Source organism: Streptomyces sp. NPDC053427, from assembly GCF_044544985.1.
Taxonomy (GTDB): domain Bacteria; phylum Actinomycetota; class Actinomycetes; order Streptomycetales; family Streptomycetaceae; genus Streptomyces.
Genome location: NZ_JBITYA010000004.1, coordinates 537,271 through 555,189, shown reverse-complemented (window position 1 = coordinate 555,189; position 17,919 = coordinate 537,271). Strand labels below are relative to the sequence as shown.

21 protein-coding genes are annotated in these 17,919 nt (G+C 70.9%); 8 read left to right on the top strand and 13 right to left on the bottom strand.

Annotation, left to right across the window (positions count from 1 at the left end):
• Window positions 1-4: 4 nt before the first annotated feature.
• From ACIGWZ_RS14175 to ACIGWZ_RS14160, 4 genes are all read right to left on the bottom strand, one after another.
• Window positions 5-841 carry a TrmH family RNA methyltransferase gene (locus ACIGWZ_RS14175; protein WP_400064159.1) on the bottom strand — a complete coding sequence of 279 codons (837 nt, stop codon included), beginning with the start codon at window positions 839-841 and terminating at the stop codon, window positions 5-7.
• Between the two features lie 125 nt (window positions 842-966).
• Window positions 967-1,902: a hypothetical protein gene (locus ACIGWZ_RS14170; RefSeq protein WP_400064157.1), complete on the bottom strand. Its 936-nt coding sequence runs from the start codon at window positions 1,900-1,902 to the stop codon at window positions 967-969.
• A 253-nt stretch (window positions 1,903-2,155) separates the two neighbouring features.
• Entirely contained in the window at window positions 2,156-2,458 is a 303-nt protein-coding gene (locus tag ACIGWZ_RS14165) for a DUF397 domain-containing protein (protein ID WP_400064155.1), read from the bottom strand.
• Window positions 2,439-3,281 (bottom strand): helix-turn-helix domain-containing protein, encoded by an 843-nt coding sequence (locus ACIGWZ_RS14160; protein WP_400064153.1) that lies wholly within the window; start codon window positions 3,279-3,281, stop codon window positions 2,439-2,441. Before ACIGWZ_RS14160 ends, ACIGWZ_RS14165 begins: the two co-directional genes overlap by 20 nt.
• A gap of 110 nt (window positions 3,282-3,391) precedes the next feature.
• Here ACIGWZ_RS14160 and ACIGWZ_RS14155 point away from each other — a divergent pair, with 110 nt between their 5' ends.
• Both ACIGWZ_RS14155 and ACIGWZ_RS14150 read left to right on the top strand, forming a co-directional pair.
• Window positions 3,392-3,622: a hypothetical protein gene (locus ACIGWZ_RS14155; protein ID WP_400064152.1), complete on the top strand. Its 231-nt coding sequence runs from the start codon at window positions 3,392-3,394 to the stop codon at window positions 3,620-3,622.
• Entirely contained in the window at window positions 3,619-3,828 is a 210-nt protein-coding gene (locus tag ACIGWZ_RS14150; RefSeq protein WP_400064150.1) for a hypothetical protein, read from the top strand. Before ACIGWZ_RS14155 ends, ACIGWZ_RS14150 begins: the two co-directional genes overlap by 4 nt.
• Before the next feature lie 23 nt (window positions 3,829-3,851).
• Here the strand turns inward: ACIGWZ_RS14150 and ACIGWZ_RS14145 are convergent, their stop codons facing one another.
• The 3 genes from ACIGWZ_RS14145 to ACIGWZ_RS14135 all read right to left on the bottom strand — a co-directional run bounded on the left by ACIGWZ_RS14145 (window position 3,852) and on the right by ACIGWZ_RS14135 (window position 7,594).
• Window positions 3,852-5,471, bottom strand: a complete 1,620-nt coding sequence (locus ACIGWZ_RS14145) for a PTS transporter subunit EIIC (RefSeq protein WP_400064148.1) — start codon at window positions 5,469-5,471, stop codon at window positions 3,852-3,854.
• A gap of 89 nt (window positions 5,472-5,560) precedes the next feature.
• The gene (murQ, locus tag ACIGWZ_RS14140; protein ID WP_400064146.1) at window positions 5,561-6,499 is read right to left on the bottom strand and encodes an N-acetylmuramic acid 6-phosphate etherase; all 939 of its coding nucleotides are present in this window, start codon (window positions 6,497-6,499) and stop codon (window positions 5,561-5,563) included.
• A gap of 138 nt (window positions 6,500-6,637) precedes the next feature.
• Window positions 6,638-7,594: a MurR/RpiR family transcriptional regulator gene (locus ACIGWZ_RS14135; RefSeq protein ID WP_400064144.1), complete on the bottom strand. Its 957-nt coding sequence runs from the start codon at window positions 7,592-7,594 to the stop codon at window positions 6,638-6,640.
• A gap of 122 nt (window positions 7,595-7,716) precedes the next feature.
• Between ACIGWZ_RS14135 and ACIGWZ_RS14130 the strand changes: the two genes are divergently transcribed.
• The 3 genes from ACIGWZ_RS14130 to ACIGWZ_RS14120 all read left to right on the top strand — a co-directional run bounded on the left by ACIGWZ_RS14130 (window position 7,717) and on the right by ACIGWZ_RS14120 (window position 9,403).
• Complete coding sequence (locus tag ACIGWZ_RS14130; protein ID WP_400064142.1) at window positions 7,717-8,088, top strand: hypothetical protein; 372 nt, start codon at window positions 7,717-7,719, stop codon at window positions 8,086-8,088.
• Window positions 8,089-8,102: 14 nt separating this feature from the next.
• Window positions 8,103-8,384, top strand: a complete 282-nt coding sequence (locus ACIGWZ_RS14125) for a DUF4031 domain-containing protein (RefSeq protein ID WP_400064140.1) — start codon at window positions 8,103-8,105, stop codon at window positions 8,382-8,384.
• A 434-nt stretch (window positions 8,385-8,818) separates the two neighbouring features.
• A complete protein-coding gene (locus tag ACIGWZ_RS14120) occupies window positions 8,819-9,403 on the top strand; it encodes a hypothetical protein (protein ID WP_400064138.1) in 585 nt (194 codons plus the stop codon).
• Here ACIGWZ_RS14120 and ACIGWZ_RS14115 read toward each other — a convergent pair.
• On the bottom strand, window positions 9,376-9,660 hold the full coding sequence (locus ACIGWZ_RS14115) for a hypothetical protein (RefSeq protein WP_400064137.1): 285 nt from the start codon (window positions 9,658-9,660) through the stop codon (window positions 9,376-9,378). The genes ACIGWZ_RS14120 and ACIGWZ_RS14115 overlap by 28 nt on opposite strands.
• Before the next feature lie 200 nt (window positions 9,661-9,860).
• Window positions 9,861-10,580 (bottom strand): TetR family transcriptional regulator, encoded by a 720-nt coding sequence (locus ACIGWZ_RS14110; protein WP_400064136.1) that lies wholly within the window; start codon window positions 10,578-10,580, stop codon window positions 9,861-9,863.
• 157 nt (window positions 10,581-10,737) lie between these two features.
• Between ACIGWZ_RS14110 and ACIGWZ_RS14105 the strand changes: the two genes are divergently transcribed.
• Complete coding sequence (locus tag ACIGWZ_RS14105; protein ID WP_400064134.1) at window positions 10,738-12,942, top strand: MMPL family transporter; 2,205 nt, start codon at window positions 10,738-10,740, stop codon at window positions 12,940-12,942.
• 182 nt (window positions 12,943-13,124) lie between these two features.
• Here the strand turns inward: ACIGWZ_RS14105 and ACIGWZ_RS14100 are convergent, their stop codons facing one another.
• From ACIGWZ_RS14100 to ACIGWZ_RS14090, 3 genes are all read right to left on the bottom strand, one after another.
• Window positions 13,125-13,694: a hypothetical protein gene (locus ACIGWZ_RS14100; RefSeq protein ID WP_400064132.1), complete on the bottom strand. Its 570-nt coding sequence runs from the start codon at window positions 13,692-13,694 to the stop codon at window positions 13,125-13,127.
• A gap of 176 nt (window positions 13,695-13,870) precedes the next feature.
• On the bottom strand, window positions 13,871-15,025 hold the full coding sequence (locus ACIGWZ_RS14095; RefSeq protein ID WP_400064130.1) for a WXG100 family type VII secretion target: 1,155 nt from the start codon (window positions 15,023-15,025) through the stop codon (window positions 13,871-13,873).
• Window positions 15,026-15,029: 4 nt separating this feature from the next.
• Entirely contained in the window at window positions 15,030-15,341 is a 312-nt protein-coding gene (locus ACIGWZ_RS14090) for a hypothetical protein (RefSeq protein ID WP_400064128.1), read from the bottom strand.
• 295 nt (window positions 15,342-15,636) lie between these two features.
• Here ACIGWZ_RS14090 and ACIGWZ_RS14085 point away from each other — a divergent pair, with 295 nt between their 5' ends.
• Window positions 15,637-15,921 carry a hypothetical protein gene (locus ACIGWZ_RS14085; RefSeq protein WP_400064126.1) on the top strand — a complete coding sequence of 95 codons (285 nt, stop codon included), beginning with the start codon at window positions 15,637-15,639 and terminating at the stop codon, window positions 15,919-15,921.
• Window positions 15,922-16,029: 108 nt separating this feature from the next.
• On the opposite strand, the gene ACIGWZ_RS14080 is transcribed toward ACIGWZ_RS14085, so the two are convergent.
• Window positions 16,030-17,256 (bottom strand): Cmx/CmrA family chloramphenicol efflux MFS transporter, encoded by a 1,227-nt coding sequence (locus ACIGWZ_RS14080; RefSeq protein WP_400064448.1) that lies wholly within the window; start codon window positions 17,254-17,256, stop codon window positions 16,030-16,032.
• 211 nt (window positions 17,257-17,467) lie between these two features.
• Here ACIGWZ_RS14080 and ACIGWZ_RS14075 point away from each other — a divergent pair, with 211 nt between their 5' ends.
• Window positions 17,468-17,905 (top strand): hypothetical protein, encoded by a 438-nt coding sequence (locus tag ACIGWZ_RS14075; protein ID WP_400064124.1) that lies wholly within the window; start codon window positions 17,468-17,470, stop codon window positions 17,903-17,905.
• Window positions 17,906-17,919: the final 14 nt, after the last annotated feature.

Genomic DNA, 17,919 nt, shown 5'->3' with positions numbered 1-17,919 from the left:
GGCGTCAGCGGGCCCGCTTCCCGGCGGCGATGCGCTGCCGGGAGGCCTCGTACAGCACCGCGGTCGCCGCATTCGCCGCATTCAGCGAACTCGCCGCTCCGCCCATCGGGATGCCGACGAGGTGATCGCACGCCTCCCGCCAGGCATTGCTGAGCCCGGACGTCTCATTGCCGATCACCAGCAGCGTCGGCTGCGTGAAGTCGAAGTCGAAGACGTCGCGGTCGCCGTGCTCATCCGTTCCGACGATCACGATCGGCGTGCCCTTGGCCCGTACGGCCTCCCGCCACTCGGTCACTTCACGGTGCGAGGGCGCCCGGACCGAGGGCAGCGCGAACAGCGATCCGGTGCTGGCCCGCACGCACTTCGGGTCGTACACGTCGGCCGCATGGCCGGCGACGATCAGTCCGTCGGCGCCGAACGCATCGGCGGAGCGGATGATGCTGCCGATGTTTCCGGGGCTGGTGGGGCGGTCGAAGGCGACGCCGAGAAAGTCGTCGCGCACCCTTATCCGGTCGAGGTCGTCGGCGGGCATTTCGACGGCCGCCACGATCTCGAGAGCGTCCTCGGTCTTTTCGCCCAGCTCGGCCAGCAGGCCGGGGGCCATCGCCACCCGCTCGGCCTGCACCGTGCGCAACAGGTTCTCCGCCCAACGCGATAAGGGGCGCTCGGCGTCATGGATCAGCGTGCGGATCGTCCAGCCGTGCTCCACGGCCAGCGAAATCGGCCGGACCCCGTGCACCAGGAACTCCCTGGCCCTCGTCCGCTTGTTCCGGTTCGAGAGAAAGGACTCCCACTGCTGGAAACGAGCATTCCGGCTTGAAACCCGCTGGGCCGCTGGCACCCGGCCTCCTACCTGTCGTCGCCCGGTTGACGCTGAAGCCGACTCTAGACGGTGGGCGGAGAGCGGCCGCCGCGGGAAGTGGTACTCAACGCCCTTGATTTCCAAGCCCGTTCGGGCGTTCCGCTCTACGGGGCCGGTGCGGGGCTTCGCTCGGGTACGCGGGCCGCGTTGCGCAACTGCCGGACGCGGGCGCGGATGTCGGCGGGGTCGCGGCCGTTCGACGGGGTGGGTGAGCCCTCGCCCCGGCAGGGGCCGCAGATGCCGCCTGGGAGGGCGTCGGGGCGGCCGGGGGCGCGGCAGGCGGTGCATTCCATGATGCGGAGGGGTGGGCGCGTGGCCGGGGGCGGTTCCGGTGCGGGTGGCGGCATCTTGGTGAGCAGGCGGTTGCGGGCGAGGCGGCCCGGGTGGTGGACGCCCTCCGGAGGGAGTCCCGTGGTGAGGGCGTGGAGGAAGTGGTCCGGGGTGGCGCCGCGGGTGAGCCATTCCTCGGCGAGTGGTTCGAGGGCGGCGCAGTCGGCGGCCGAGAGTGTCATGCGGGGTTCGGTGCGGCCGAGGGTGGCGAGGAGGTCGTATGCCCTTGTGCGGGGCCGGTGTTGGGGGTGCTGGGGCCGAGGGGGTGGCTCGGCGGCGGGGACGTTCGCGGGGGCGTCCTCGGGGACGTTTCCGGCGCGGAAGGCCATCCACCAGGCGTCGTCGCGGGGCGTGCGGGAGAAGTAGGTACGCGTCACCCAGCGCACGCTGCCGTTGTCACTCGGCAGGGTCTCGGTGATGCGGCGGAGGTGGCCGGCCTCGGAGAGGCGGCGGAGGGCGGTGCGGAGGGCGCATTGGCCGTAGTCCGGTAACACCCTGGCCAGCGTCTTTACGGAAACGTCCGCGCCGTCGGGGAGCCGGTCGAGGTAGGCCGCGATGGAGGCCTCGCGCCGGGGGAGGTGCGCGAAGTCGGCTGCCCTACGGGGGTGTTGATCGGGTGCCCCGCGTTTCCCGTAGCCGGGTTTGGCGGAGGGGTGGGGAGGGTGGGCTGCGTGCGCGGGCAGGGCAGCGCTAGAGTCTTCCGAAGCCATGAGATCGCTCGAATCGATCTTGATGGTCAGACCCTGGCAGGTGTGCTACCACCTGTCGGGGTCGTCGCATGTGTGGGTGCTGTTGCGACGCACGCTAGACCGACTCGACGCGCGGTTGCAACCTGATCACGCATGGTCATGTTCGCTGGTACGCGCGGGGGTTGGGAGGGTGGGTGGGTAGTTTTCTCCCGCCCATTCCTTGGAGAGAGGGCTCGGAATCCGCGGCTTGAGCCCCGGATCCCGAGCCGGTGTGTCAGGCGCCTCGCAGGGCTCCCGATTTGATGTCGGCGACGAATGCCGACCAGGCCGGTATTCGGAACGCGAGCGCCGGGCCGTGCGGGTCCTTCGAGTCGCGGACGGGCACTATGCCGGGCAGGTCGTCCGAGACTTCGAGGCAGTTTCCGCCGCTGCCTCCGCTGTAGCTGGACTTGCGCCAGCGGGCGGCGCCGGGGAAGTCGCGGGCGACCTCCAGGCAGTCACCGCCGTCGCCGCCGCTGTAGGTGGACTTGTGCCAGGTGGCATGGGTCAGGTCGTACTCATGTCCGATGCTCGTCATGGGCGTAATCCTCGGCCAAGGATTCGAACAAGGCCAGGGATTCTTCGGGCGAGAGTGCGCTGGCTGTCACCAAGTCGTAGGTCCGTTGGTGGCGGGCGACCGTGGCCGGGTCATCCTCCAGCTTCCCTGTGTTCGGGCCCTGGAGGTAGACGAGCGGTGGCGCGTCCTCGAAGTGCATCAGCTTGAGGGTGCCCAGCATCGCCGCATGGCCACCCGCCGAGAACGGGATCACCTGCATGATGATCCGGTGGCGTCGCGCCAGCTCCGCGATATGGCGCAAGGCCTCCGACATCACCTCGGGGCCGCCGACCTCGCGCCGTAGCGTCGCCTCGTCGAGGACCGCCCACACGAACGGCGTTGTCGGATCGTCGAGGAGGCGTCCGCGTTCCAGTCGCGCCTCCACCAGCTCGTCGATGACGTTGTCCGTCGCCGTCGGCTGGTACGCGCGGAACACCGCCCGCGCGTAGGCCCTCGTCTGGAGCAGGCCCGGAATCAGCTGCGGCGCGTACTCCTTGATGGTCGTCGCGATCGCTTCCGCCTCCGCAGCCTCGGCGAAGTGGTCGGGGTACTTCGACTTCGTCGCGGCCACGCAGTTGCGGGCGAAGTAGCCGTCCGTCGTGAGGATCTCGTCGAACTTCTCGGCGTACTCCGGCATCATCCGCCGCGTACCGGCCTCCAGCTGGCCGATGAGTGACCCGCTGGCGAAGAGGAACGCGCCCAGCTCTTCCTGGGTCAGTCCGGCCTTTTCGCGCTGGTGGCGTAATTCGGCGCCGAGCATGGCGCGGGGTGAAGAGGAGGGGTCGAGTTTCCTGGGTCCCGGCATCGCAGCAACTCCCTGTCGCACACGGGTGGATGTTGGATCTGCGCCTCTGGCCAGGCTAGACCGGCATTCGCCACGCTGGGTGCGTAATGACGAACCCAGAGTGAAGGGTGATGGTGGGAGTGGAGAGCGCGGAGGCCGTGGGCGGCGCATCGCGGGACGCCGAGGAGATCGTCGCGGAGCTGGACCTCGCGCTGCGGGCGGTGGGCGTCAACCTGCCGTCGCTGGGGGTCGATCCGGTGTCGGAGCTGAGCCGTGCGATGAGGCCGCTCATCGAGCTGGGGCGGTGCAACCTCGGCACCGCGCGCCGGCTCGTGGAGGTGCTGGTCGAGCGGCGGCCGTGAGCGTGGTGTGCGGCCGGTACGTCGTGGACGGGCGGGACGGGCGGATCGGCAAGGTCATGGGGCAGGTGGGGCCGTATGTGCAGCTGCGGCCGCCCGGTGGCGGGCGGGAGTGGGACTGCCCGCCCGGCGCGTTGCGGCCTGCCGAGCCCCGGGACGAACTGCGCGCCAAGGTGGCCGAGTTGAACCGGATGAGCAGGCTGCCGTGAACGGGCGCGGGCGGGTGGGCGCCTCAGGCGGAGACCGGCTCCTTGTCGGGGGGCGAGTCGTCGGGCGTCGGGCCGTCGGGTGTCGGGCCGTCGGATGCGGCGGCCGGGGCGGCCGGGGCGGTGGTCGGGGCGTCGGCCGGGGTGGGTGCGGCGGCGTCGGGGGCGGCGTTCAGGGCGGCGAGCATCTGCTTGCTGAAGCCGAAGAAATAGGTGGCCAGGAAGCCGACGACGTAGCCGACCAGCAGGCCCAGGGCGTAGACCGCGATCGTGGCGCCGATGCCCTGGTTGCCCTTGACCAGCGGGAACAGGGCCCAGCCGGAGGGGCCGATGGCGGTGGAGCCGACGGTGTCGCCGAGCTGGTTGAAGAGGCCGACGAAGCCGCCGCCGAACGCGCCACCGATGCAGGCGGTGATGAAGGGGCGGCCGAGGGGCAGCGAGACGCCGTAGATGAGGGGTTCGCCGACGCCCAGGAAGCCCGCGGGGAGGGCGGATCTGATGGTCGTACGGATCGAGCCGTTGCGGGGGAGGCGCAGGTAGACGGCGATCGCGGCGCCCACCTGGCCCGCGCCGGCCATGGCGAGGATGGGGAGCAGGACGGTGTAGCCCTGCTGCTCGATCAGGGTGGTGTGGATGGGGATGAGGGCCTGGTGGAGGCCGAGCATGACCAGGGGGAGGAAGAGGCCGCCCAGGACGAAGCCGGCGATCGCGCCGCCGTGGGAGAGCAGCCAGTTGGCGAACGTGCCGATGGCGGTGGAGACCTCCCCGGCGACGTACATCAGGCCGAAGATGGTGACCAGGCCGGTGAGCAGGACCGTCAGGGTGGGCGTGAGGAGGACGTCCAGTGCCTGGGGGATCAGCTTGCGGCAGCGTTTTTCCACCTGGACGGCGAGGAGGGCGGCGGCGAGCGCGCCGAGGACGCCGCCCTGGCCGGGGGCGAGCTTCTGGCCGAAGGCGGTGATGTTGGCGACGCCGGGGAAGACGATGACCGCGGCGACCGCGCCGCCGAGGACCGGGGTGCCGCCGAATTCCTTGGCGGTGTTGTAGCCGACGAACACGGCGATCAGCGACATGAAGCCCGAGGCGATGGCGGTCAGGGCGGGGGCGAGCGTGGGCGCCCAGCCGAGGTTGGTCAGCAGGCCGTTGATGCCCGCGACGATGCCGCAGCCGATCAGCGCCGGGATCAGCGGGACGAAGATGTTGGCGATCCGGCGGAGGAAGAGCTTGAACGGGGTGGCGTTCTTGGCCTTGCGGTTCGCCTTGAGGGCGGCGCCCTGGGAGGCGAGGTCGGCGGCCGTGGCGGGGGTGGGCTTCGGGGGTGGCGGCATCGTCGCTGCGGGGACGGTGGCGCGGGCCTGCTCGGCCAGGCGCTCGAACTCGGGGGCGACGCGGGCGACCGTCCCGGGGCCCAGCACGATCTGATACGTGTCGTCCTCGACCACGCCCATGACGCCCGGCACGGCCTTGAGGGCGTCGTCCTGGACCAGCGCGCGGTCCCGGATGCCGAGGCGCAGCCGGGTCATGCAGTGGGCGATGGAGGTGAGGTTCCCGGCGCCGCCGACGAGGGGGAGGAGCGCGGCGGCAAGGGCGCGGTTCTTGTCGGCAGGGGGCTTGTCGGCCGGGTTCTTGTCTTCGGGCATAGCCATGGGGGGTGCCTTGCTGTGCGGGCGACGAGGACGGGGAGGACGGGCGACGGGGAGGGAGTGGGGCGGGGGAGCGGCGGGGCCTTCGGGGGTCAGGGCCTGCCGGTGGATTCGAGGGCGGCGCGGAGGTGGCCGTGGGACGCATCGAGCAGGCGGGCCGCGGTGGGGCCGTCGACCTTGCCGAGGAGGGTGAGGATGGCGTTCTTGACCTCGCCGTCCGTCGCGGCGAGCGCGGCCTCGATCTCCTCGTCCGAGGCGCCGGTGGCCAGCGCGACGATCCGGCGCGAGCGGGCCCGCAGCTTTTCGTTGGAGGCGCGGACGTCGACCATCAGGTTTCCGTAGGTCTTGCCCAGGCGGATCATGGTGATGGTTGAGAGCATGTTGAGCACGAGCTTCTGCGCCGTGCCGGCCTTGAGCCGGGTGGAGCCGGTCAGCAGCTCGGGGCCGACGACGACCTCGATGCCGTGCTCGGCGGCCGCGGCGAGCGCCGAGCCGGCGTTGCAGGACAGGCCGATGGTGAGCGCGCCGAGGGCGCGGGCGTGCTCGACGGCGCCTATGGCGTACGGGGTGCGGCCCGAGGCGGAGATGCCGACGACGGTGTCCCGGTCGGTCAGGCCGATCGCGGCCAGATCCTCGGCGGCGAATTCCTTGCTGTCCTCGGCGCCCTCGACGGCGGTGACCATGGCGGACGGGCCGCCCGCGATCAGCCCGAGGACGTCGGCGGGGTCGGTGTTGAACGTCGGCGGGCACTCGCTGGCGTCCAGCACGCCGAGCCGGCCGGCCGTGCCGGCGCCGGCGTAGATCAGCCGGCCGCCGCGGGCCATCCGCTCGGCCGTGGCGTCGATGGCGGCGGAGATCCGGGGAAGCTGAGCGGCGACGGCGGCGGGGACCGTGGCGTCCTCGCCGTTCATCGTGCGGGCGATCTCCAGGGTGGAGCGGCGGTCGATCTCCGCGAGCTCGGGGCGGAACGCCTCCGTGGTGAGGGTGTCCAGCTCGGCGCGCAGGTGGGCGTAGTCGGCGGTGGAGGTCATGGCGTGCGGGCTCTTTCCGTTCGGCTCGTAGCTGGGGGCCGTTGCGGTGTCCGGCCGCCCAGCCATGGGAGTGGCGCCGTGCCCACCCGTACCGCCCTGGCGGCACCTGTGCCCACAGCGGCAGTGGCCAGGGCCGGGTCAGGGCTGGTGGCGGTGGGCGAGCGCCTCGTAGGAGGCCGACAGCGCGGGCGCCGCGGTCGCGTACGTGCGCTGGGCGACGCCTATGAAGAGGCAGTCCACGACGAGGAGCTGGCTGGTCCTGGACGACATCGCGGCCGGCCGCAGCTCGCTCTCGCGGGCCGTGGAGGTGGTCAGGATGTGATCGGCGTACGCGGCGACCTCGCTGTCCGGCCGGCCGGTGATCGCGATGGTCGTCGCGCCGTTGTCGAAGGCGACCCGCAGCGGCTCTATGACATCGGTGGTCCGGCCCGAGTGGGTGATCGCGAGGGCGACGTCGCCCGTGCGCATCTGTACGGCGTTCGTCACGGCGAGGTGCGGGTCGGAGTGCGCATGCGCGATCAGGCCGATCCGCAGCAGCTTCTGCGCGAGGTCCTGGGCGACGAGATTGGAGGCCCCGATGCCGTACACATCGATGCGGCGGGCCGAGCTGAGCGCCGCGACGGCCGCCTCCAGCTGGCTGACGTCCAGCGCCGCGGCGGTGTCGGCCAGACACTGCTGCTCCTCCTGCGCGAGCTTGGCGACGACGTCGGTGAGCGAATCGTCGACCGCTATGTCCGCGGTCACCGCGGGCGCGCCACCGGCCGCCTGCTGCGCGGCGAGCGCGGCCAGGGCGAGCCGCAGATCGCGGTAGCCGGGGTAGCCGAGCAGGCGGGACGTGCGGACGACGGTGGCTTCGCTGGTGCCCGTGCGCTCCGCGAGGCCCGTGACGGTCAGGGCGGCGCAGCCGGCGGGATCGCTCGCGACCGTCTCCGCGACCCGCTGCATGGAGCGGGTCATCGTCGGGCTCAGCGCGCGGACCCGGACGGCCAGGGCCGCGGGGGCGGGCGGAATCGGGGCCGGCCGGGTCTCGGCGGCCAGGTCCTTCGCGGCTTCCTTCGCCGCGTCCTTGAAAGTTTCCTTCACGCTGCTGCTCACGTGTGAAAAGTAATTTCATCCGCGTACCGCGTCAACACTCGCCGTGGCGGGTTGTGGAAAAGTCCCACCCGCGCGACCGGCCTGTGGACAACGGGCGGGCGGTATCGGCCGTCCGCGCGACAATGGACCGCATGGAGCTGGAACAGGCACTGCATGCCGCGCGGGCGCTGGTGCTCGCCGACCTGATCGCGGACGACGTCGCCGACGCCGACATCGTCTCCCTCGTCGAGGACGCGGTCGCCCACCGCCGGTGGTGGGTGGAGCAGTGGCCTGAGGGCGCGGAATTCGTCGCCGGACTGATCGCCCAGGACGTTCAGGACGCACTGCTGGAGCGGTACGGCCGCTGGCCGCTGTGTCCGGTGTGCACGACGTCCGGCGATCCGCATGCGCTCGACGTCGAGCCGGAGTTGGGGCCCGATCCGCACTGGGTCTGCCCCAAGACGGCGGTCGCGGTGGCGCGCGTGGGCAGGCTGCGCGCGCCCATGGAGAGCTGAGGTGACGGGCTGAGGTGGCGATCTACATCGATCCGCCTACCTGGCCGGGGCACGGCCGGATGTGGTCGCACCTGGTCAGCGACACCTCGTTCGAGGAGCTGCATGCGTTCGCGGCCCGAATAGGCATCCCGCGGCGGGCCTTCGAGCGCGACCACTACGACCTGCCCGCGGAGCGCTATGCCGAGGCGGCACGGGCCGGAGCGGTGGAGGTCGGCTGCAAGGAATTGCTGCGCCGACTGACGGAGGCGGGGCTGCGGCGGCCCAAGCACCGGACGGCACCGGGCGAGGTCGCCTAAGGGCTGTCCGCATGGGCCTGGCCGATGGGTCTGCCGGGTGGGTCTGCCGGATGGGCCTGTCGGATGGGTCTGACCGGTGGGTCTGTTGGATAGGGGGCGGTGACCGAGGCTTCCGTTTCACGGTTTCGTTCGGCGGTTTCGTTCGGCGGTTTCGTTCGACGTGGGGGAACGACTGTCACAGCCGACCTATACGCTGCGGGCGATCCGCGACCGGCTGCCCGGAAGGCATGATGACCCGCACCCCCAGACCGACGCGCGAAGCGATACTCACCGCGCTTCCCGAACTCGCTCCCCACGCGCGCGACGCCGTGATTCTCCATCCCGAGCGAGCGGAGCCGGACGGCCGGAGCAGTTCTCTCGGCGGGCCGCTGCTGTGGCCGGGTGACGAACCGTGGCCCGAGTGCTCCTTGCCCGACGTGAACTGCCCTGACGACGTGCCTGCCACGGCCATGGTGCCGGTCGCGCAGATCTTCCGCCGCGATGTGCCGGGGCCCTGGTGGCCCGCCGACATCGACCTCTTGCAGATCCTTTGGTGTCCCAACGAGCACTGGGATCCTCCGGCCCAGCAGGCCGACACCAGCCCTGTGGTCGAGCTGCGCTGGCGTCGGGCCGGGGACGTGACCGGCCCGTTGACGACTCCGCCGGCGCCCTCGCGGTACGACGAGGACGGCTATCTGCCCCGGGCGTGCGCCTTCACCGCCGAGCCCGTGACCGACTTCCCCTTCCGCGAGGAACTGCCGGCCGAACTCCAGCCGCGGCTGGAGGAACTGGTCCACGCGACCGGCGACGGTGGTGACGCCATCACCCGCCTCGCCGGCTGGAAACTCGGCGGCTGGCCGACCTGGCACCTGACGTACCCCACGGCCTTTACCTGCGACGACTGCGGCACGGCCATGACGCTCCTGTTCACCGTGGCCAGCGACGCCGAAACGAGGGTCATCGTCGGCCGCTACGGAGACCTGCGCATCTTCACCTGCCCCGCCGACCACCGTCACGGGTTCCAGGTGGACCTGCACTGAGCCCGGACGCGGTGGCGGTTCGGCGGCGGGGCGGGGCGACCGTGCGGCTCCCGCCGTACGGGCTCAGCCGTTGAGTCGTAGTGGCAGCTGGTGATGGTGACGTCCGACTCGGCCTCGGTGAGCGTCCCGGACGTCGGCACGCCGCCGGGGACGTTGATCTTGGCCTTCGGGACCAAGGTGCCGCAGCCGGCGGCGCCGGTCAGGGCGACAACCGTCAGGCCGCAGACGGCCGCGGTGCGAACATGGCGACGGTTCACGTGGCCTTCCCCCGAGGTGACCGGCCGCAGAGGGTCGGGGAGTGTGCGCGCCCCGGTGGTTCCCGGGCGAGCGGTCGCGCGCGCCCGCAGCGATGTTGACGGGTGCGCGTCAGGCCAACGATCGCGGCACCGAACCCCGAATTCCGAAATCCGGATTCTGCGCCGAAGGGAACCGCTGGGCGCCGGCCCGGCTCGCTCGGTCACGGTCGCGCGGAGGCGGGGAGGGCGTCGCCGATCACCGGGTCCAGGTAGCGGAACAGAGCGTTCTTCAACTCCATTACGTACGCGTCCCGTTCGGCGCCTTCATGCGCCAGGATGAGCTCCAGGCCCACCTTGAACAGGCCGAGGCTCATCTCCCCGGTACGGGTGATGTCGGCCTTCGGCGCGTCGGGCAGATAGAAGGCGATCAGATCCCGGATGCGCACCAGTAGGGCAGCGTGCAGCGCGTCGTTCTCTTCGGCCATCCGGCCCGGCGCGTCCGGGCCGAGCATCAGCGCGAAGAAGACCGGGTGCCGGCAGTTGAAGTCGACGAAGCGGTCCACGATGCCGTCCAGCCGCTCGCGCAGCGGGATGTCCGCGTTGTCGGGAGCGAGCACCTCGCCGTGCATGTCGTGCATCTGGTGGATGAGCCGGTCGCCCAGCTCGACGGCAATGGCCTCTTTGTTCGGGAAGAACTGGTACAGCGTGCCGGGCGAGACGCCGGCCTCGCGGGCGATCGCGTTCGTGGAGGCCGCGGCGTACCCGCTCTTGCAGAACACGGCCGCCGCGGCTTCGAGCAGCTGGGCGATGCGGCGTTCGCCACGGGCCTGACGCCGACGCGGCTTCTCGTCCTGCCCGTCGTCGGGAGGGGCGGTCCGCGGCTTTCCGGCCGCCGCCCGGCCGCGGGACGGTCCGTCCTCGGGGTGCGCCTTGTCGACCACGCTTTTCCTCAGCTTTCCGAACGCGATTGACAAACACGAGACATCGCTCGCATTCTTGAAAAACGCGAGCGATCGCTCGTGTTTGCCAGTCTATGGCAATGGACGACCCATGCTGCCTGCGCGGACGCAAGGGTCACGGTGAAGGGGACACCGCGTCATGTCCGAAGTCAACAGCCCGCCGGACGGCCCGAGACTGGGCGGCTGGACCCGCTTTGTGACCGCGCGGCCCCGCCTGTCGCTGCTGGTGGCGCTGGTGCTGACCGCGCTGGCCGTGTTCGCCGGCAGCGGGGTCGCCGACCGTCTGGGCGCCGGCGGCTGGGAGGACCCGGCCGCGCAGTCCACGTATGCGACCAAGGCGCTGGAGCGGGAGTTCCCCGCCTCGCAGCCGAACCTCCTCCTTCTCGTGGACAGCGGACGGGCGTCCGTCGACGATCCCGCGATCGCCGCCCAGGCCAAGCGGCTGGCGGCCCGCCTCGCACACGAGCGGGGGGTCACGGGCGTCGGGTCGTACTGGCAGACACCGTCCCTGCAGCTGCGCGCAAAGGACGGACACGAGGCCCTGATCGCGGCCCGGGTCACCGGCGACGACACGACCGCGGGCGAGACCCTCGACCGCATCGCCCCCACGCTCCGCGGAAAGCACGGCCCGCTCCGGGTCTCCGTGGGTGGCCCGGTCGCGGTGCGGCACGAGATCCAGACGACGATCGGGGAGGACCTCGTCCGGGCGGAGACGATCGCCCTGCCGATCACACTCGTACTGCTCGTCATGGTCTTCGGCAGCGCGGTGGCCGCCCTGCTGCCGCTCGGCATCGGCATCGTCGCCATTCTCGGTACCAACGCGGTCCTGCGCGGCCTCACCGAGGTCACGGACGTATCGGTCTTCGCCCTGAATCTCACGACCGCCCTGGGCCTCGGCCTCGCCATCGACTACGCCCTGTTCATCGTCCGCCGGTTCCGCGAGGAACTGGCCGCGGGCGCCGAGCCGCTCCAGGCGGTCGGGGCGACCCTGCGTACCGCCGGACGCACCGTCCTCTTCTCCGCGCTGACCGTCGCGGTCTCGCTGGCCGCGATGATGGTGTTCCCGCAGTACTTCCTGCGCTCGTTCGCCTATGCCGGCATCGCCGTGGTGCTGCTCGCCGCGGCCGCCGCGCTGATCCTGCTGCCGGCCGCGCTCGTCCTCCTCGGCCACCGGGTCAACGCCCTGGACCTGCGACGACTCCTGCGCCGCGGCGCACCCCGTACCGAACCGGGCCGTGGCTGGGCCCGCGCCGCCGCCCTGGTGATGCGGCGCGCCCCGGTCTTCGCCCTCGCCACCACCGTCGGCCTCGTCCTCCTCGGACTCCCCTTCCTCGGCGTCAAGTTCGGCACCGCCGACGATCGCCAGCTGCCCACGACCGCCGAGTCCCGCATCGTCCAGCAGCACATCCGCGACGGCTTCGCCGGCAGCCCCGGCGGCGGCCTGGAGGTGCTCGCCGAGGGCCGGGCGACCCACGCCCAGTACGCCGACTACCGCCGGCGGATCGACGGCCTGCCCGGGGTGGAGCGGGTGGACGGACCGCTGGTGAAGGGCGACACGGCCTCTTTCACGGTGGTCCCGAAGGGCGAGGCGGTCGGCGAGGACGCCCAGCGCGCGGTCCATGAAGTGCGCGCCGCCGACGCTCCGTTCCGTACCTCTGTCACCGGCACGGCGGCCGTCCTGGTCGACTCCAAGAGCGCCATCGGCGACCGGCTGCCCTGGGCCGCCGGCATCATCGTCGTGGTGACGCTGCTGCTGGTCTTCCTGCTCACCGGAAGCGTGCTCATACCCCTCCAGGCGGTGGCGCTCAACGCCCTCAGCCTCACGGCGATGTTCGGCGCAGTGGTCTGGGTGTTCCAGGACGGCCACCTCTCCGGCGTCCTGAACTTCACCAGCACCGGCGACATAGAGACCACGCTCCCCGTGCTGATGTTCTGCGTCGCCTTCGGGCTCTCCATGGACTACGGAGTGTTCCTGCTCTCCCGCATCAAGGAGGAGTACGACCACACGGGCGACCATGCGCATGCCGTGCGGTACGGACTCCAGCGCACCGGCGGCCTGATCACCGCGGCGGCCCTGATCCTCGCGGTGGTGATGGTGGCGATCGGTACGTCCCGGGTGACCAACACGAAGATGCTGGGCCTGGGCATCGCGCTCGCGGTCCTCATGGACGCGATGGTCGTGCGCAGCCTGCTGGTCCCGGCGGTCATGCGCCTGACGGGCCGGGCCACATGGTGGGCGCCGGGTCCCCTGCGCCGCTTCCACACCCGGTTCGGCATATCGGAGGGCGAATCCGCCCCCACCCCCGTGGCGGAGTCGGCCCGCGAGCCTCAGCCCGTGGCGTAGGCATCGGCGCCCGGGGGCGGGGCCCACGACCGGTGAGCCCCGTCCCCTGCGCCGCTCCGGTGCCCGGCGCCGCGTCGGCGCCCGCGGCGTTCCTGCTGCTGGTGTCTGTCCGATGGTCGTGCGGCCCGGCCGGAGCCCCACTTGCCGCAGCACACGTCGACGCGTCCGGCCTGCTCACCCGCTCAGTCACGGGGGAGCAGGTTGACGAGTTCGTACAGCTCTATGGCCAGCTCTTCGAGCATTTTGGGGGCGGTATGTCCTCTCGACCAGGCGACCGCGGTGTTGCCGTTGAGGCGCAGGTGCCTGCCGGACAGCTGAGGGCGCCCAAGTACCTCCGGTCTGACGAGTGCGGAGAAGACCCGGTCGTCGGCGACCAGCACCCTCGTTGCCCCGTGGTCCGGACCGAGCGCCGCAAGCGCGTCATACTCGCGTAGCAGACGCTTGAGAAGTTTCCTGGGGGTTGGGCGGAAGTCCGTTGGCGTCGGCTTCCAGTAGGTGCTCTTGGGATAGAAGCCGAAGAAGGGGAGCGTCCGGGGAAAGGTCAATACCACCCCCGACGACCAGAGTTCATGGCCGCCGCGGGTTGAGGAATTCTGTTTGAGCAGCCAGAGCGCCACTTCGACACGCTCACCGGTGCCGCCCGGATCGGCCAGCTCGCCGACGGTGGCGTAGTAGAAATTTCCGCCTCGACCGCTCACCGGCTGGCCGTGAAGCCGACTTTTCACGTCCAACAGGTCGTTGAATTTCCGCACCGCGTGCCAGTCCGAACGAACGGTGTCCCAGTCATCCCACGGATCCCTGCGCTTTACCGGCTGGGGACGGGGCTCTCCGGCGGGCCGCCTCCGACGGCCCGTTCCCTGAAGCTTCTTACCGCTGAAAGGCCACATACCCGGCGGTCCCTCCACAAGCCGGCCCGGTGAACTTCACGCTACCCAAACGGGGATTCATGGAGCTCGTCGCGGGGAAGTTGTACCGCGCCGTCCTCGTCCGTGACCGCGGCCCCCGGCTTCGGCAGACCCCAGTGGTCCTTGACCGTGCCCTCGGCAACCCCACCGCCCCCGTAGGCGATCCCGTTCGCACCGATCTCATGGCCGTTGTGCAAGGCCGGCTCCGCCGCCTCGGGTGCACGGCCGTGCGGGAACCGGGTCGCGTGGTGCGCGCCCAATCCCCCGGTAAGCGCGCTGGTGGCGGTATCGGCGCCCACGGTGGCCTCCGGGTCATCGTGCTCCGCCACCCACGTACCGGCCGCGCTGCCCGCTGCTCCGGAGATGATTTTCTGGGCCTTCTCGGCTCCGCCGGTCAGACCGTCGCCGGCCAGTATCTTGTCGAAGGCGTTGGGTGCGCCGTGCCGGCCCAGGGAGCCCAGGCCCCTGCCCAGCGCTCCCGGACCCGCCGCCACGAAACCTCCGATCATCGCGTTCTTCACGTCCTTCCCGGTGAGGTCGCCCTGCCCGGTGAACGTCTTGGTGATTTCGGTGCCCGCGAGGTTCATCGTGGAGTTTCTGAGGCCGTCCTGAATCAACTTGGACAGCGCCTTGACGATACGCATCAGGGTCTTGGAGCCCTTGACCAGATTGAGGACGGCCTTTTCCATCCGTGCGGCGAGCCCCATGAACTTTTCGACCAGGCTGAGGATCTTCATGGCCCGGGCCCCGGATGCGGCCGCTGCTACCACGTCCGAGATGCCTGCCGTGACCACCGTCAGCAGGGCACCTGCGAGCTCCGTCTCGGCGATCTCCAGAGCGATCTCGACGATCGCCTTGACGATTTCCTCGGCCTCGTTCGCATAGGCGTCGAGCTGCTTCTGTACGGCGGCGAAGTTCTTCGAGGTGTCCTGGAAGGCGTCGTACTGCCGTTCCCAGTGCTTCTTGAAGCCGTCGGCCGCATCGCCGTGCCAGGTGACGCCCACGACTGCGTCGACGCGCTTGTTCAGGTGTGCGGCGGTCTCCTGGAGGTCCTGGCCGAAAGTTCCCCAGCGGTGTGCGATATCACGCAGGGTCGTCGGGTCGCCGCCAGGCCAGGGGATGTTCAGCATCTCCAGGACGGGGACGACCTTGTCGACCAAATAGCCGTTGATGCTCATCGGGTCAGGCCCCCATTGTCGCGCTGGTGTGCGCGTCAACACCGTCGTAGTTGGCGGCTGACCGGTGCAGGCCCGAGCTGTTGCAGCGGAGCACTTGGGCGAGTTCGGCGAGGCCCTCGCCGGTGTGGTTCACCATCTCCCAGTATTGATCGGTGACCCCTTTGCATGCGGCTATTATCCCAAACGCCTCCCCGATCTCGAAGACGTTTCCCACGAATTCCTCAATGCGCCCGGCGAGTTCATCGGCGGCGGATTGAAAATCTGTCGCCAGTTCTCGTAAGCCGTCAGGATGCGCCTGGAAGTGTCCTGCAGCCATATGCCGCTCCCCCTTCAGTTCTCTACCTTCTTCGCCTCCACAGTCATAGGAGTGCGGGCGATGAACAGAACTGTATGAGTCCCCCTAAGGGGGGCCGGCGGAGTTTTATTGTGCTTGATCCAACTCTAACGCCGTCCATACGCGCGAGGGGGCGATCAGATACCTATACGGCTTTCTGCCGTGGCCCGGTGTGCCTAACCTTCCCGTCGGGGATCGTTATGTGCCTTGGCTTGGGGCTGTCTGCCGCTGGCGGAAACCAGGTGGCCTCGGCGTACCACCTGGGCAAGGTTGGGCGATGCCCGAGCTGAAGAGGCTGCATGTTGGCCAGGCCCCGGCGGTCTTGGCCTTCGAGTTGGCGACTGCGGAACTCGGCTACCGGGTCGCTCAGCACGGGCTGCGCACATTGCGAGCGGCCGCGGCCCGCCGGAATGTCGCGTCCCAAAAGGTGCTGACCAAAGCAGGGTCCGTCCCCGTCGGCACCGCCGACCCAGCCCACATCGGCGGTAAACCAGGCACCTGGTATCAGCGCGACCTGGGTGAAGCACTTCGTGCTCGGGCTGCTGTCGGGCCTGCCCCGTAAGAACTGCTGGACGATCGCGGAGTGGGCCGGGGAGGCTGCGCGGCTCGGCAGCGGCCGGCGTGGCGCGGCGCGCCACGCCGGCTGCCCTCACGCCGCCGTCTTGAGGTGCTACCGCTGCTCGGCGGGCTCGCTCTTTGCGAGGGGCACGTCGGCCGAGGAGGCGACGAGCCGGGAGCGGTGGTCGGCCGACCGGTGCAGACGGAAGGCGACGGCCGTCACGGCGACCGCCACGGCGGCCAGCGCCGCGCCCGTCCAGGCCACGGACGGGTAGCCCCAGTGGGCGCCGATGGCCAGGCCGCCCAGCCAGGGACCGAGGGTGTTGCCGATGTTGAACGCGGCGGTGGTGGTCGCGCCCGCCAGCGTCGGCGCGGCGTTGGCCACGTTGAACATCCGGGCGTTGAGCGCCGGGGCCGTGGTGAAGGCCGTCACGCCGAGCATCAGCGAGAGCGCGACCGCGGCTATCGGGAGGTGCGCCGTGAGCGCCAGGACGGCCAGCACGACCGTGGAGGCGGAGATGCCGACGAAAAGCGTGCCGAAGAGATGGGCGTCGGCGATCCGGCCGCCGACGAACGTACCGATCAGCGCGCCGACGCCGAAGAGCGCGAGCACCCACGGCACCCAACTCTCGGCGAGCCCGGCGGTGTCGGTCAGCAGCGGCGAGAGGTACGAGAAGAGCGCGAAGACGGCCGCGCCGTTCATGGCCGTGGCGGTCAGCGCCAGCCACACCTGCTTGTCCTTGTAGATGGTCAGCTCGCGGCGCAGCTGGGGGCGCTCGTCGCCGGTGGGCACGGCCGTACGCGGCACCAGCGCGATCACCCCGATCAGCCCGACCGCCGACAGCCCGGCCACCGCCCAGAAGGCCGCCCGCCAACCGGCGTGCTGGCCGAGCAGCGCACCCGCCGGGACGCCCGCGATATTGGCGATGCTCAGCCCGCCGACCATCACGGCCATCGCGCGGGCGCGCGCGGTCACCGGCACCAGCGAGACGGCGACGGCCGCGCCGACCGCCCAGAAACCGGCGCAGGCCAGCGCGCTCACCACGCGTGAGGCGAACAGCACGCCGTACGTCGGCGCCAGCGCGCCGGCCACCTGGCCCAGCCCGAAGAGGGCGAGCAGGGCTATCAGGGTCGTCCGGCGCGGCAGCCGCAGGGTCGCCGCGGCGAGGACGGGGGCGCCGACCACCATGCCGATCGCGAACGCGGAGACCAGCAGTCCGGCCTGCGGAATGGAGACCTCCAGATCGCGTGCGAGCGGCTGGAGGATGCCGGAGAGCATGAATTCCGACGTGCCCAGGGCGAACACGGACAGGCCCAGGACGTAGACGGCGATGGGCATCCGGGCGGCGCGTGCGGCGGGGTCGGTGGGGTCGGAGGGTTTGGTGCGTGCGGATCGGGCTGGCATGACAGGTACTAACAGCGGTAGGACGCCTGACATTCCCGGTCGGGCGCCGGATCTTCCCCGCCGGGCGCCGGACCTTCCCTTCCGGGCGCCGGCCTCCCCGGTACCGGACGTCGTGGTGGCACGGCCCGCCCGTAGGCTGCCCGGCATGGGGCCGGAGACGGAGTGCGAGCGGTGCGGGGCCGTACGGCGGCCGGTGGTGGAGATCCATGAGCGCGGGGTACCGCACGGATCCGGGGCGGAGCATTCCCAGGTCCACGACTACGCGCGGGTGCTGGAGTGCCCCGGGTGCGGGCACGGTGTGCTCCACCACTTCAGCCACGACTGCTACCTGGAGCCGTGGCTGGCGGCCGAACGGGACGAGCCGTGGGACATGGACTGGACGTGGCGGCTGGCGCCGGAGGATCTCGCCCGGCTGCGGCAGGGGCTGGCGGGCTGCCCGGATCCGCTGGCCGACCGGTGCCGTTGCCCCGCGCACGGCGTCCTGCGCGGCGAGCGGCGGGCGAGCGTGAGCGAGGACGAGGCGCGGGTGGTGCTGGGCGAGGACGGGCTGCCGAGGGCGCGGCGGCGCACCGGCCAGGACTGACGCGCCGCTCGGCC

Coding starts and splice junctions, on each gene's coding strand:
- ACIGWZ_RS14095 (WP_400064130.1), bottom strand. CDS start 15,025: ATGAGCATCAACGGCTATTTGGTCGACAAGGTCGTCCCCGTCCTGGAG.
- ACIGWZ_RS14085 (WP_400064126.1), top strand. CDS start 15,637: ATGCCCGAGCTGAAGAGGCTGCATGTTGGCCAGGCCCCGGCGGTCTTG.
- ACIGWZ_RS14090 (WP_400064128.1), bottom strand. CDS start 15,341: ATGGCTGCAGGACACTTCCAGGCGCATCCTGACGGCTTACGAGAACTG.
- ACIGWZ_RS14160 (WP_400064153.1), bottom strand. CDS start 3,281: ATGCCGGGACCCAGGAAACTCGACCCCTCCTCTTCACCCCGCGCCATG.
- ACIGWZ_RS14145 (WP_400064148.1), bottom strand. CDS start 5,471: ATGGCTATGCCCGAAGACAAGAACCCGGCCGACAAGCCCCCTGCCGAC.
- ACIGWZ_RS14155 (WP_400064152.1), top strand. CDS start 3,392: ATGGTGGGAGTGGAGAGCGCGGAGGCCGTGGGCGGCGCATCGCGGGAC.
- murQ (WP_400064146.1), bottom strand. CDS start 6,499: ATGACCTCCACCGCCGACTACGCCCACCTGCGCGCCGAGCTGGACACC.
- ACIGWZ_RS14075 (WP_400064124.1), top strand. CDS start 17,468: ATGGGGCCGGAGACGGAGTGCGAGCGGTGCGGGGCCGTACGGCGGCCG.
- ACIGWZ_RS14130 (WP_400064142.1), top strand. CDS start 7,717: ATGGACCGCATGGAGCTGGAACAGGCACTGCATGCCGCGCGGGCGCTG.
- ACIGWZ_RS14170 (WP_400064157.1), bottom strand. CDS start 1,902: ATGGCTTCGGAAGACTCTAGCGCTGCCCTGCCCGCGCACGCAGCCCAC.
- ACIGWZ_RS14105 (WP_400064134.1), top strand. CDS start 10,738: ATGTCCGAAGTCAACAGCCCGCCGGACGGCCCGAGACTGGGCGGCTGG.
- ACIGWZ_RS14165 (WP_400064155.1), bottom strand. CDS start 2,458: ATGACGAGCATCGGACATGAGTACGACCTGACCCATGCCACCTGGCAC.
- ACIGWZ_RS14080 (WP_400064448.1), bottom strand. CDS start 17,256: ATGCCCATCGCCGTCTACGTCCTGGGCCTGTCCGTGTTCGCCCTGGGC.